Raw genomic sequence first — 13,330 nt, forward strand, 5'->3', positions numbered from 1 at the left:
ATAGCAAAAATTTTCTGAGGTCCTAATATGATGTACTTCCATCTATTGTACGAGATGCCCCCCAAGCGCTCCCATCTTTTCCAAGCCTCTCGGAGGGAACCCCGTTAAGGCAAAAAAGAGACCCGGAACCCCACAGGGACCGGATCTCTTTGATTTTTAACGATTGGCGGTGTCTTCCCCCGCCCCCTCCAGCCGGTCGCAATAAATATGCATCGCTTCTTTCAGGAAAGCGGCGAGCCCGGCCCCGTGCCGGTCAATGTTGGCCGTAAAGCGCTCGTCGGTGACATACAAGTCGCCGAGTCCCCGGAAAATTTCCGGCGTACAGTCGTAAAAATGACCCGTAATCCACTGCCGGAGTTCGGCTGCCGCTTCTTGGGCCATACGGCTTGACGGGCCTGCCTCCATTGCGGCGGCCGCTTTGGCATAAATCCGCTCGGACTGCCCCATAATATCCGCCCACTGTTCCTTGGTATAGGAACCTGCGCGTTTCTCCACGGCGTCCATCGTTTCGCTTCCGTACTTTTCGCGCGCTTCGGCGGCATACTTTTTCTTATGCTCTTCCAGCGGGGTGCGGTCGAAGCTTTCGAATAATTGTTCTTTTCTCATCGGAATGCCTCCCTCGACAGAAGCAATCGTTCTGTCCACAGTTTCGATGATGTCCTCCAGCCGCTTCTTCTTGCGGAGAAGCAGCTCCTTGTGTCCGATCAACGCACGTTTACGGTCAAAATCGGGACTCTCCAGCATCGCCTTGATCTCTTGCAGGGCAAAACCGATTTCTTTAAAAAACAAAATCTGCTGAAGTCGTTCCAGATTCCGGTCCGTATACAGCCGGTAGCCGGCGGCGTTGACCGAGTCGGGTACAAGCAGGCCGATTTCGTCGTAATGATGAAGCGTGCGTACGCTCACGCCCACCAGATCCGTCACTTCCTTCACCTTATACGCCACAACATCACCTCGTAATGAACTTTACAGGATCACGTTACGTGAGGGTCAATCCCCGATTTCGCCTATTTCCATCTTTTCATCCAGCATCAAAATGTCGCGAATCTCCTGTTCCGTCATCGTGGACACCGACTCTTCCCCGGGACGGATCACATCCTCGATCAGCGTGCGCTTTTTCTGCTGAAGCTGAAACATTTTCTCCTCGACCGTACCCTGGCTGACCAGGCGGATCACCTGCACGACTTTCTTCTGGCCCATCCGGTAAGCCCGGTCCGCAGCCTGCTGCTCGACAGCCGGATTCCACCACAAATCGTACAGGATGACCGTGTCCGCTCCCGTCAGATTAAGTCCGGTTCCCCCCGCTTTCAGCGATATAAGGAAGACTTCCTTCTCCCCTTCGTTAAAACGGCTGCAAAGCTCTACCCGCTCGCTTCCTTTCGTTTTGCCGTCCAGGTAAAAATGCGGCACCCCTTCGTAGCCGAGTTCCCGGGAGATAATGCCGAGCATTTCGGTGAACTGCGAAAAAATCAACATCCGCTTGCCCGCGCTGCGGCATTCCTCTACGATCTCCAGCAGCTGCTCGAACTTGGCCGAGCTTCCCTCGTAACCATCGACGAACAAAGCCGGATGGCAGCAAATCTGACGGAGCCGGGTCAAGCCGGCGAGAATACGGATGCGGTTCTGCTGGAAGCTTTCTTCATGGAGATGCTTGAGCGTCTCATGCCGGAGCTTCGCCAGAAAAGCGGTATACAGCTTCTTCTGCTCCGGCAGAAGCTCCGACGCCTGCACGGTTTCGATTTTATCCGGCAGCTCCTTGAGCACATCGGTTTTGAGCCTGCGCAGCAGAAACGGTCTGGCTCTCCGGGCCACCGCCTCCCGGGACAGTTCGTTAAATGCCTGCCGGGCGGGAAACAGCCCGGGAAAGACCGCGTCGAAGATCGACCACAGTTCTTCGAGCTTGTTTTCTACCGGCGTGCCGGTCAGAGCGAAGCGGTAGGCCGCCTTTATTTGTTTGACGGACTGGGCGGTCTGGGTCGTATAGTTTTTGAACATCTGCGCCTCGTCGAGAATCAGCGTATGAAACGATTCTTTCGCGTAAAGATCCTTGTCCCGCCTCAGCAGCGGGTACGAAGTAAGAACGACATCCGCCTTCGATCCTTTGCGCAGAGCGCGGCTGCGCTGTGTTTTCGTCCCGTCGGCGATGACCACGCGGATTTCCGGCGCGAACTTTTTCAGCTCATGAAGCCAGTTGTATACCAGGGAAGCCGGTGAAACGATCAGCGCGGGCAGCTTCTTCTTCCGGATATCCGGCAGAACGGACACGAGAAAGGCGATGCTCTGAATCGTTTTGCCGAGTCCCATATCGTCCGCCAAAATTCCGCCGAAATGGTAATGAGCCAGCGTTTTCATCCATTGGTAACCGAATTTCTGGTAATCCCTCAGAATGGGTGAGAGCCGCTCCGGCACGGGGAAATCCAGGTTGTCCGGATTTCGCATATTTTCAAGAAGGCGGCGGAACGACTTGCCGAGTTTTACGGAGCTGCCTCTTTCCCGCGCGTCCGTCAAATGCAATCCGCGGTTAACCGACAGGCGGAATCCCGTATCCGTCATGTCGCCTTTTCCCGCTCCGGCTTCGTTCATCAGTGCGATGATCTCCTGGAACTCGGCGCTTTCCAGAGGTACGAGGGAGCCGTTCGGCAGCCGGTGATACTTTCTTTTGATCTGCATGGACCGGATCAGATTCCGGATTTCCGCTTCCGGCAGACCGAGCAGCTCGAATTTGAACTCGAGCCAGTCGGTACGCTCGTCCACTTCGACCGTAATCTGGGGAGGAAAACCGGTATACAGCCTTTCTTTTACGGCGGACGTCGCATAAATATCCAGCATCCGCTCGAGCAGGGGAACCGTATGATACAGGAAATCATACTCCGCTTCCTCGTCATCCCAGAAATAGCCGCCTTCCGTCTTGGCGAACGAGTTCTGCTCCATAAGGCGGATGATGGTTTCCTCTTTCTCGGTGTCCCGCATCACAATATGATCGGTCCCTCGCTGGCGGCCGCCTTCCTCTAGAGGATTCAGGACGACGCTGCCGTAATGGAACTCCAGCCCGGCCAGCAGACGGTCCCTGACCCGGTCCAGGTACAGCTTCGCCTTGAGCGGCGTCTGGTAAATCCGGTCCGACACGGAGGGAGCGATCCGGACTTTCCCGAGCTTCATCAGACCGGGGACCACTTTCTCCATGAACGGCTCCATCTGGCCCGGCGTGATGGTCAACCGGTTCCGGTGCGCCGTCTCCATCAGCCGCTTCAGCTCCGACAGCCGCTTGCAGTGGTGAGCAGGAAGCTCCAGCAATTCGCCATTGTGCAGGACGATTCCGTACGTTTCCATCACCGTAATGCGGTCTAGGCCCTGCACGTCCATCCGGTAGCCGTCCGTTTCCGACCGGTCAAAATCGAACTGGAGAGGCAGCGGTTCGCCCGACACCCGTATGCCGTCGTAGACTCCATCCGCCAGCTCCAGCTTAACGCCCGGGGCATGAGCGAGCAGCGGCTGCAGCGCCGTCCACGAAAACGGCGGAATCGGCAGCATCCGCTCCCCTCCCGGAAATGCCTTCGCGGAAGATGCGGACGAATATCCGGTTTCCCTGTACAAGTTCTCGTTCTGGTAAATCTTGACAAACTGGCGCAGCACTTCATCATGCTCCCGGCGGAAACCGTGAACATTCGGCTCGTACGTGAACACCCGGGAAAATTCATACGCTTCCCCGCGGTCGAGCCGTTCCAGAAAGTCTCTTATTTTTTGAACGATATAGACTCTTTTCGGCCCGATTTTCAATTCGGCGGCGAACATAACTTTACGAAACCCGTAGGCGAAAGGCCGGATCAAGATTTCCAGCTCCAGCGTCTCCCTCTCATCCCGCGTAAAACGGGTGCTCCCGGGCCGCGTGCTTCCTCCGAAAAGCCCCAGCATGCTGCTGGTCAATTCGGTGTCATAAGGGGAAGCTTCCTCCGCTTGCCTGGCTTCCGGTAATCCGGAAGGTGCGGCCGTGCTTTCGCTCCGGCCTTCGGACGAACGTTCAAGCAGAGCCGCGCCCGGAAAATCCTTGTCGATCCGGCTTGAATCCAGCAGCTTGAGCAGCACGGCCGCCGTATGCTTGCAGGATTGTCTGAAAGAAGGAAGCGACGGACAGGTGCATTCCGCGTTGATGCCCCCTCCGGACAGCACGCTCACTTTTACGAGGTAGCTCTCACGGTCGTCCACGGTCGCCTCCACACTCTGCAGGACGGGATCATGGTAGGTAAAAACAACTTTCCCGGAGCGGTTCAGCGCCTCTCCTTTATCGTAAGCGGTCCGGCCGCATAACAGTTGGATCGCTTTGCGTGTCAATGCAGAACTCATCCGGTACTCCTTTCCGGCAAAAAAATTTTCTTTTTTGTCCGTCCTGGTTCGGACGTCGTGTCCTCTTATGATACCAGAATGGACGGGAAAGAAAAGAAAGAGCCTTCCCGAAGCCGCGTAGGCTTCAGGAAAGCTCTTTCCAAGTGTTTTGTTCCGGCTCCCGTAGGAGAGCGGATTCGACCGGCCGCCGCACAGGGCCGCAACGAGGACCTGCGCGTTGGAAAGGCTCGTGCCATCCCGCGGATGGGCAGACAATGCTCTCACGCGAGCTGGATTGCGCCCGGACCGGGGACCGCGAGAATTACAGCTTAACCCGCTGCAGCCTCAGCGCATTCAGCACGACGGATACCGAGCTGAGCGCCATGGCGGCTCCGGCGATCCACGGGGCGAGCAGGCCGAGTGCCGCGACCGGAATGCCGAGCGTGTTGTAGCCGAGCGCCCAGAACAGGTTCTGACGGATGTTGCTCATCGTTCTGCGGCTCATATAGATCGCGTCCGGGATCGAATTGAGATCGCCGCGCATCAGGGTGACGTCAGCCGCCTCCATCGCGACATCCGTGCCGGTGCCGATCGCCATTCCGATATCGGCCTGCGCCAGCGCCGGAGCGTCGTTGATGCCGTCGCCGACCATCGCCACTTTCTTGCCCTGGGCTTGAAGCTTCTTCACTTCCTCGGCTTTGCCTTCGGGAAGCACCTCCGCCCTTACCTGGTCGATTCCGACCTGGCGGGCGATCGCCTGAGCGGTGCGCTCGTTGTCGCCGGTAATCATGATGACTTCGATGCCCATTCCCTTCAGACGGGCAACGGCCTCTTTCGACGTTTCCTTGACGGTATCGGCGACTGCAACGAGTCCGGCATAGCTGCGGTTGACCGCCACGAGCATGGCCGTTTTGCCTTCCTTCTCCAGCCGCGCCATCGTTTCGCCCGCATGCCCCGCATCCACCTCGTAGCGGCTTATCAGCTTGCGCGTTCCCGCCAGAACTTCCTGTCCGTCCACAACCGCGCGGATTCCGAAGCCGGGAATGGCTTCAAATTCGGACGAAGCCGGAACAGAGACGCCTCTTGCCGCAATTCCGCTGACGATCGCTTCCGCCAGAGGATGCTCCGAATTTTTCTCCGCGGCGCCCAGAAGCTCCAGGAACCGTTTCTCGTCCATCGAAGCGGTCAACACGTCCGTAAGCTCGGGTTTGCCTTTCGTGACGGTTCCCGTTTTGTCCAGAATAATCGCGTCAATTCCGTGCGTCGATTCCAGATGTTCTCCGCCTTTGAACAAAATCCCCAGCTCCGCCGCCCGTCCGGAACCCGCCATAATCGACGTCGGCGTCGCCAATCCGAGCGCGCAAGGGCAGGCAATCACGAGGATGGCGATCGCTTTTTCCAGCGCTCCCGCAAAATTCCCCGGCGTTACCCAGAAATACCAGATCACAAACGCCGCGAGCGCAATACCGACGACAATCGGTACGAAAATGCCGGATATGACGTCCGCCACGCGCTGGATCGGCGCTTTGGAGCCCTGAGCTTCCTCGACCACTTTAATAATTTGGGCCAATGCGGTATCCTTGCCGACTTTGGTCGCCCGGATTCTCAGAGAACCGTTTTTGTTGAGCGTCGCCCCGATGACCGGATCTCCGGCCTTTTTGCCGACGGGCAGGCTTTCACCCGTAAGCATCGACTCATCCACCGAAGAGCTGCCTTCCAACACTTCTCCGTCCACCGGTATTTTCTCGCCGGGTTTGACCAGTACGATATCGCCCGCGATCACTTCTTCGACCGGTACCGCGGTTTCTTCCCCGTCTCTAATGACAAGCGCGGTTTTAGCCTGCAGGCCCATCAGCGATTTGATCGCTTCCGAGGTGCGGCCTTTGGCCAGCGACTCGAATAATTTGCCGAGCAGAACGAGCGTGATCAGGACCGCACTCGTTTCGTAATACATCTCCGGCCCGTGGTGTACGCTGCCGCCGTGCCGCGCCCATTCCACGGTCAGATAGAGGCTGTAGAAATAAGCCGCGGAAGTTCCGAGCGACACAAGCACATCCATGTTGGCGCTTTTGTTGCGCAGGGCCTTGTAAGCGCCCGTATAGAACTGGCGTCCGATATAAAACTGCACCGGGGTGGCCAGCGCGAGCTGGAACCACGGGTTCATGAACAAGTCGGGAAGCCAGACCCACGACGACATAAAGGAGAAGTGGCTGACCATCGACCAGAGCAGCGGCAGGGACAGAATCGCCGAGAGAATCAGCTTGCGCTTGTGCCGCTTAAGCTCCTCCTGCCTGTGTACCGCGGGGTCTCCCTGCTCCTGCTTGAGAAGAGCCTTGTAGCCCAGCTTCTCCACTTTGCCCTGCATATCGGCAGGCGTAACCTCGCCCGGCTGGTACTCGACATGCGCGGTTTCAAGCGCGAAGTTGACGGTTGCGGACGTGACGCCCGGCATTTTGGCAAGCCCTTTCTCAATCCGGTTGGCGCACGCAGCGCACGTCATTCCCTCCAACTGAAAATCCACAAAATCCTTCACGGTGCTGTAACCCAGCTTGCCGATTTTCTCTTCCAATTGAGCCGTGTTCACCCGGGAAGGATCGTAGGTGACGGTCGCCCGTTCCAGAGCGAAGTTAACATTAGCCGCCTGAACGCCCTCTACTTTGTTCAGCCCCTTCTCGATCCGGTTGGCGCAGGCCGCGCACGTCATCCCCGCTATTTGCAAGTTTGCCTGTTTCGTCGCCTCTTCTCCGGCTGCCTTCACGTTTGCTGCCATTCGAAACACCTCTTTCCGTCTCTGAAAATCTTCGTTTTTATAAGATGAGAAAAGTCCCTCTTCTTCATTCGGTTAATTATAGTATACCCCCCTACCCTATATTTAGCAAGAGGACTTTTCAATTTATTTCAAAAAAGTAACAATCCTTCGAAATGTGCTCCTTAAGCCGCACAAAAGGGTAATAATGAAAAGAAGGCGAAAGACGAACCAGACTACGGCATGTTGGAACAGCATGTATCGAAACGGAGTGATCGCTATGAACACGACGAACTTTTCCGTCAAAAAAACCGCCCTCCTTGCGGTTCTCACGGCGGTATCCCTTACCTCCTGCAGCTCTATCGGTCCAGCGGCGACGGAGGACGCAGCCGGCAGTGCAGCGGCATCGGCTGCCGCAAGCCCGGGCCCCGCTTCCGGAACGGCTGCCCCGGCAAGCACAGCTCCCGTACCTTCGGTTAAGCCGGATCAGATCCAGACCCGGTTGACCGATTTTCAGCTCATCTCGGATGCGGCGGGTTTCGCCTGGGGAGAGACGAACGGCTCCCTGCGCTTATACCGCACGGATGATGGCGGGCGGAACTGGACCCTCCTGAGTCCCTGGGACGACACGTTCAAAAGCGGAGCGCCTACCGCGGGCGGCTCCCTGCACTTCCTCGACGCGCAGCACGGATGGACGGCCGCGGCGGATGACGGACGAAAGACCGTGACCGCTTTTACGACGGACGGCGGGCGGAGCTGGACCCGTGGTACGCTGGATAAAGCCACTTACGCCGCCGGCCTCTCCTTTGCCGATCCCCTGCACGGCTGGATGCTGACTTCGTCCGATGCGGCGATGGGCAAATCGGAGAAAACACTGTACGCCACGGACAACGGCGGCAAAGCCTGGAAACCGCTGACGAGCGTTTCCTTGGATAAGCCCGTGCCGGGAGCGCTCCCCCTGTCGGGACATGCGTCCGGCATGACCTTTAAGGACACCGGAAACGGCTGGATCGCCCTCGCTGGCCATGAAGAAAAGCCGGTCTTGTACCGCACGCGGGACGGCGGCAAAACGTGGAACAACGTTCCGATGAAGCTCCCGCAGGCGTTGAGCGGTTCTTCGGTCACACTGGACGGGGCACCCGTATTTTTCAAGGATGAGCCGGGCAAAGGCTGGATTCCCGTACGGACGGTCAGCGCCAATACGAACAGCCGCGACGCTTACGTGACGGAGGACGGCGGGCAGACATGGTCCTTTAAGCAAACCGGTATGCAAAACGCGCTTACTTTCGCGGACAGCCTGCACGGCTGGGGATTCAAGGATAAAGTTCTCCATGCGACTTCGGATGGAGGCGCAACCTGGAACCCGGTTCCATCCGATCCCGTTTTGACGGATACGCTCAAAAATAATCCAAACGTCATCCGGTTCGAATTCGCCGGCCCGCAGACCGGCTGGCTGCTGCTCGGCTCGGAGGACGGCAAGAAGTCGAAGCTGCTTAAGACGACCGATGCAGGCAAGCATTGGATATTGTTATAGCTTTCCCTATGGTCCGCAGCCAAATCGCATAATCCCAAAAAGCAATCCTTCCTTCCGGACGGGATTGCTTTTTGGGGTTTGAACTCGCCGATCAATCCAGCAGTTCATGGAGATAAAAAGAACGATTTTCCAGAAAGCGGCGGGTGATCCGGTAATGGTCGGTTTCCTCATACGTAGTGAGGCGGACCGGCGATTCGTTGAAATTGTAGATATCCGCATGGGGATAGCCCAGCAAAATCGGCGAATGAGTGGCGATTATAAGCTGCGACGTGCGGGCCAGTTCATGAATAATGCTCAGAAAAGCGAGCTGGCGGGCCGGAGATAACGCGGCCTCCGGCTCATCGAGCAGATAGATGCCGCTTCTTCCGAAACGGTTCTTGAACAGGGACAGAAAAGATTCGCCGTGCGACTGCTCATGAAGCGACCTGCCGCCGTAACTGTCATAAACCCTGCGGTCTTCCCGCGCCAGCTCGTCGATATGACTGGCGAAATTATAGAACGACTCCGCCCGCAGAAAAAAGCCCTGATTCATCTTCGGCATCCAGGAGAGGCGCAAATAATCGCCCAGCTTTGCCTCCGATGAATCCAGCTCATACAGATTGTTCCGGCTGCCTCCCGCCGTATTGAACCCGCATTGGTAAGCGATCGCTTCCATCAGAGTCGATTTGCCGGAGCCGTTCTCACCGACGAAAAACGTAACGTTTTTATGGAATCTAAGCCGGTCGAGCTTGTCGATCGCCGGAATATGAAACGGGTACTCGTGTGGATTCCGAATGTTCTCTTTTAGTTTGATTACTTCGTGCAGGTACATCTTAACGCTCCGTTCTTTTGCGGATGAATCCGAACCCGGTGCGGAAGTAATGCAGAAATCATCCGCTGCTTTTTTTAACCTGCAGACTACTTCCCCTTCCGGCACCCAATCCCCTGCATCCCGCCCGTCAAAAAAAACGAAAAAACCGGACTCTGACGAGCAGAACCGGTCTTTAAGTATTCCCTGGCGCGAAGAGCAGCGACGAGAGCGTTAGCGGTGACGTCCTTTCTGCGGAAAGCCCGGAGAATTTCTTGCCATGCCGGACGGCTCTCTATGTCCGCCTGCCTGCGGTTGGTGCTGCTTTCAAATCGCTTCACTGAATTCCCTGCCCGCCTACTTCGTCTGCGCTTCTTTCCGCTTCGTCTTGCTCTGGCCTTCTTTCGTATCCGGCCTGGCCGCAAGTTCGTCTTCATAGGTATAGCTGATGTGTTCTTCCACTGGGCTTCCGCCGACCAGATGCTCACGGACAATGCGCCTCCCGATTTCAGGGGTCACCTCTTTGTACCATACCCCCTCCGGGTACACGGTAATGACGCAGGCATCCTCGCATCTGCCCTGACAGCGCGTCCGGGTCGTATGGATGCGAACATCCGCTTCCTGAAGCTTGATCTCATCGCGCATCGCCTCGACGACTTCTTCCGCTCCTTTTTTGGTACAACTGCCCCCGTTGCAAAAGAAAAGATGATGTTTCATGCCGTTCAGATTCCAAGTTGTCATCATGGTCTCCTTTTATAAAATAGGAATTGGAAAATAATTTATTATTCGTAACTATTACGATAAAACGTATCGTACACAGATTTCCCGGATCTGTCAACGGACTCGTGAAAAAAAACCGCCTTCCCGCAAGGAGAAGACGGCCGTATGATTCGATATCCGATTCAGTAACGCCGCTCATCCTCAGGCTCATTACCTATACGCTCCCGATCCGGATTCATCTTCGCGTTCTGCGGCTGCATGTCCAGCAAACGATCCAGTTTCTCTTCGATTCTTTGCAGCTTGGTCAGCGTAAACAGTCTGCGGTTGACTCTGGTCCGGATAAACATCGATAAGCTGATAACAAAAATAACGGCAAATCCGATGATAACAAGCAAGTAAACAACGCTGGCCCAAGAAATGAACCCGATCGTGTCCATTTTGTTCAACCTCGTTTCGTTAAATCGGCCTTACGGTCTAGCATCGTTCAGCCGATTTCTCTCGATAACACTTCAATCTCGTGTTTGTTGCGCTCTCCGTGCCCGATACGGAGCCGATGCCCGTCCAAATCGCGGATCACGAACTCTCTCATTCCCCATGACTTGGACTGGATATCTTCTATGAAATCCACCTGCTGCGTTTTCAAAAATTGATAGACTTGATCCGCGTTCCGGACAAAAAAATAAAGCGTCTGGACTTCGACCTTGTCCGATTTCGTAAAATGAACTTCGATATTCCCATTGTAGACCGATCCGTATGTATCCTCCAGAACCCAAGCCAGGTCAAACTTTAGCACATCGCGGTAGAATTCAAGCGCCTTGAATACATTTATAACGGGCAGTACCGGTGCTTGATGCTGAATATATTTCTTCATGTTCTTCTCCTTATTATAGTGAGCGCAGATGCCTGTCTGTGCGTCTTTCCCGGATGATTCCCACGATCCACACCAATAAATTCAATCCAACGAGATTTGAAACCAGATACATCCACCAGGTGTATAAGCCGAAACCTTCGGGATGCGTGAAGCAGGAAAGCAGCGATAGCAGACAACTGAACACAAAATAAGTACCTTTCTTCATAAGACTCGCTCCCGAAGAAAAAACAACCTCTTCCAGTATATGGTTTATCGTCGGCTGTTACAACTATTTAACCCGCCGCCCTTTTACGGGACGTTCCGCCGCGAAGCCGCCACACCATCCAGGCGCTTGCCGCATACAAGAGCGCGCTCAAATAAAACAACACGTCGATCGTAAGCCAATCGATGAGATACCCTCCGGCCAGAACCGCGAATCCGGAAGAGACCGACGTCCAGAAATGATAGTTCCCGAGAGCCGGCCCCCTTGCTCCGCAGTCCGTATAATCGGCCAGCAGCAGCCTCTCGCTCATTCTCTGCATGGCGCTGCATATGCCCATCCCCGCCTGAAGCACGAGCACCCACACGTAAGAACCGACCCAGGGAAAAGCCAGCATGGACGCCATCATCCCGAGCGAGCTGAGAGCCAGAATCTCTCTGCCGAAGCGGTCCAGCCGCGGTCCCAAATAGCGGGACACCGCCGCGGAGCTGACGGTAAAAACCGCGAATGCAAGCCCATACTTGGAATAGCTGTTGCCCAAATTTTTCAGGAAAAGCAGGTAATACGGATAAATCATGCCGGATGCCAGCGTGATAACGCTTTGGAAGCGGATAAGCCACCGGATATTCATCTATTTATCCCCTTTATATGTCTCATAAAATTCGTTCATAAACAGATGACCGGGGTCCACCTCGTCTTTTTTACGGAAAAATTGCTCGTACCGCGATAAACCGTGCGGAACTGTTCAACACTCGGATAAGCGGCGTAAGGCAAGTAATAGGTCCCTCCGCTCCGGATCACCTCGTCGATAATCCGCCGGATACCCGCTTTTAAACGCGTCTGCGCTTCTTCCGAAAGCGAAGTGTTAAACAGGCACACCAGAGCCAGCATATCGTCTTGCGCGTAGGACAGCACGGCTTCTTCGTCGCGGTTCACATACCGGACCGTAATGTTCAGCAGATTGAGGTCTTCTTCGAGCAGCACACTGCGCAGGCGATCCACAAAACCGGCAAATTCGCCCACCGGGATAAAATATTCCTGAAGCAGGTCGTTCTTCCCCGCCTCCCGGTATTCCATGAAAGCGGACTCCGAACGCATCGCGTTATTTCTGGAGACGATCTCGTCCTGACGGTTGGAAAAATAGTTCTTTTGCAGCGCCCAGAACAAATTTTTGCCCCAATCCGAGCTGCGGTTCAAGTGAAACAGCACCTTGCTCGGTAAAACCCCGTACTCCCGCGTAACAAGCCGGTTGTATTCGGATAGCTTCAGCGACGGATCGGCCGTGTACAAAGTCGCATACATATCCGTCAGGAAATGCTCCGGAGCTACCGAAATCCTCGCGATGCTCATGCGGACGTCCGGGCTGCCTTTTACCCGTTCCTTGAAATAGGTGCTGAACGCCTCCACCCGGGTCGCTTCCGTGGTCATCCGGTAAACTTCATCTTCCGCGAGAGTCAGCGTGACATCCAGGATCACGCCGAACAAGCCGTATCCGCCGAGCACGTAGGGAAACAAATCCGCGTTTTCCGTCCGGCTGACTTCTTTGATGACGCCGTCCGCGGTCAGGAGCCGGAACGACTCGACGCTGCTGATCATTGAGCCGTTGCGGATATCCCGGCCGTGGGCGTTAATGGAAACGGAGCCGCCGACGGTAAAAATATTTTGGGACTGCATCGTTTTGACGGCCAGTCCGTAAGGATGGACGAAATCCTGTACGTCTTTCCAGGTGGCCCCGGCCTGGACGCGGATTGTTCGGGCCCCCGGATCGAAGGAAAGGACACGGTTGAACGGTGTCATGTCCAAAACGATCCCATCCTTGTAGAAGGTATGGCCGCCCTGGCTGTGACGCTGCCCCGCTACGCTTACGCTCAGCTTCTTCGCTCTGGCTTCCTCCAGCAGCTTGACGAGCTGTTCCTCCTCGCGGCCCTCCACGACCCGCTCCACTTTAACCGGGTGCAGGCGGCTGTAGTCCGTAATGAGGAATGGGTCCTGGTCCGGCGTCCCGGTTCTGATATACGCCAGTATACAGAGGACAGTCAGCAGGACAAAAGCCGCCGCTCTAACCGCAGAGCCGCTGACAAAGCCTTTGCCCGGGGAGGCCGGATCGTTTGACGGAGCCCGCGCATCCGGATCCGGTAAGCCGCTTTTAAAAT

The 13,330-nt window shown here is 55.7% G+C and carries 10 protein-coding genes and 1 pseudogene; 1 reads left to right on the forward strand and 10 read right to left on the reverse strand.

The window, feature by feature from the left end; all coding sequences use genetic code 11:
* Positions 1 to 156 precede the first annotated feature (156 nt).
* From PCH01S_RS04885 to PCH01S_RS04895, 3 genes are all read right to left on the reverse strand, one after another.
* Complete coding sequence (locus tag PCH01S_RS04885; RefSeq protein ID WP_042227239.1) at positions 157 to 945, reverse strand: MerR family transcriptional regulator; 789 nt, start codon at positions 943 to 945, stop codon at positions 157 to 159.
* Positions 946 to 990: 45 nt separating this feature from the next.
* Complete coding sequence (locus tag PCH01S_RS04890) at positions 991 to 4,341, reverse strand: DEAD/DEAH box helicase (protein ID WP_042227474.1); 3,351 nt, start codon at positions 4,339 to 4,341, stop codon at positions 991 to 993.
* Between the two features lie 301 nt (positions 4,342 to 4,642).
* Complete coding sequence (locus PCH01S_RS04895) at positions 4,643 to 7,090, reverse strand: heavy metal translocating P-type ATPase (protein ID WP_042227240.1); 2,448 nt, start codon at positions 7,088 to 7,090, stop codon at positions 4,643 to 4,645.
* Between the two features lie 256 nt (positions 7,091 to 7,346).
* Here PCH01S_RS04895 and PCH01S_RS04900 point away from each other — a divergent pair, with 256 nt between their 5' ends.
* Positions 7,347 to 8,600 carry a WD40/YVTN/BNR-like repeat-containing protein gene (locus PCH01S_RS04900; RefSeq protein WP_042227242.1) on the forward strand — a complete coding sequence of 418 codons (1,254 nt, stop codon included), beginning with the start codon at positions 7,347 to 7,349 and terminating at the stop codon, positions 8,598 to 8,600.
* Between the two features lie 91 nt (positions 8,601 to 8,691).
* On the opposite strand, the gene PCH01S_RS04905 is transcribed toward PCH01S_RS04900, so the two are convergent.
* The 7 genes and pseudogenes from PCH01S_RS04905 to PCH01S_RS04935 form a co-directional block, all read right to left on the reverse strand.
* Positions 8,692 to 9,411: an AAA family ATPase gene (locus PCH01S_RS04905; RefSeq protein ID WP_042227475.1), complete on the reverse strand. Its 720-nt coding sequence runs from the start codon at positions 9,409 to 9,411 to the stop codon at positions 8,692 to 8,694.
* Between the two features lie 333 nt (positions 9,412 to 9,744).
* Complete coding sequence (locus tag PCH01S_RS04915; protein WP_042227247.1) at positions 9,745 to 10,128, reverse strand: (2Fe-2S) ferredoxin domain-containing protein; 384 nt, start codon at positions 10,126 to 10,128, stop codon at positions 9,745 to 9,747.
* Positions 10,129 to 10,289: 161 nt separating this feature from the next.
* Complete coding sequence (locus PCH01S_RS04920; protein WP_042227248.1) at positions 10,290 to 10,544, reverse strand: DUF4083 family protein; 255 nt, start codon at positions 10,542 to 10,544, stop codon at positions 10,290 to 10,292.
* Positions 10,545 to 10,591: 47 nt separating this feature from the next.
* Entirely contained in the window at positions 10,592 to 10,978 is a 387-nt protein-coding gene (locus tag PCH01S_RS04925) for a VOC family protein (RefSeq protein WP_042227250.1), read from the reverse strand.
* A gap of 13 nt (positions 10,979 to 10,991) precedes the next feature.
* The gene (locus tag PCH01S_RS29625) at positions 10,992 to 11,183 is read right to left on the reverse strand and encodes a hypothetical protein (RefSeq protein ID WP_129112517.1); all 192 of its coding nucleotides are present in this window, start codon (positions 11,181 to 11,183) and stop codon (positions 10,992 to 10,994) included.
* A gap of 67 nt (positions 11,184 to 11,250) precedes the next feature.
* Complete coding sequence (locus PCH01S_RS04930) at positions 11,251 to 11,808, reverse strand: MFS transporter (RefSeq protein WP_042227251.1); 558 nt, start codon at positions 11,806 to 11,808, stop codon at positions 11,251 to 11,253.
* A pseudogene (locus tag PCH01S_RS04935) lies at positions 11,809 to 13,220 on the reverse strand (FAD-binding oxidoreductase).
* Positions 13,221 to 13,330 lie beyond the last annotated feature (110 nt).

The organism is Paenibacillus chitinolyticus NBRC 15660 (assembly GCF_000739915.1).
GTDB lineage: Bacteria > Bacillota > Bacilli > Paenibacillales > NBRC-103111 > Paenibacillus_F > Paenibacillus_F chitinolyticus.

What these genes read in the sequence shown, in the direction of transcription:
- PCH01S_RS04890 (WP_042227474.1), bottom strand. Translation starts at nt 4,341, where the DNA reads ATGAGTTCTGCATTGACACGCAAAGCGATCCAACTGTTATGCGGCCGG.
- PCH01S_RS04895 (WP_042227240.1), bottom strand. Translation starts at nt 7,090, where the DNA reads ATGGCAGCAAACGTGAAGGCAGCCGGAGAAGAGGCGACGAAACAGGCA.
- PCH01S_RS04900 (WP_042227242.1), top strand. Translation starts at nt 7,347, where the DNA reads ATGAACACGACGAACTTTTCCGTCAAAAAAACCGCCCTCCTTGCGGTT.
- PCH01S_RS04905 (WP_042227475.1), bottom strand. Translation starts at nt 9,411, where the DNA reads ATGTACCTGCACGAAGTAATCAAACTAAAAGAGAACATTCGGAATCCA.
- PCH01S_RS04915 (WP_042227247.1), bottom strand. Translation starts at nt 10,128, where the DNA reads ATGACAACTTGGAATCTGAACGGCATGAAACATCATCTTTTCTTTTGC.
- PCH01S_RS04920 (WP_042227248.1), bottom strand. Translation starts at nt 10,544, where the DNA reads ATGGACACGATCGGGTTCATTTCTTGGGCCAGCGTTGTTTACTTGCTT.
- PCH01S_RS04925 (WP_042227250.1), bottom strand. Translation starts at nt 10,978, where the DNA reads ATGAAGAAATATATTCAGCATCAAGCACCGGTACTGCCCGTTATAAAT.
- PCH01S_RS29625 (WP_129112517.1), bottom strand. Translation starts at nt 11,183, where the DNA reads ATGAAGAAAGGTACTTATTTTGTGTTCAGTTGTCTGCTATCGCTGCTT.
- PCH01S_RS04930 (WP_042227251.1), bottom strand. Translation starts at nt 11,808, where the DNA reads ATGAATATCCGGTGGCTTATCCGCTTCCAAAGCGTTATCACGCTGGCA.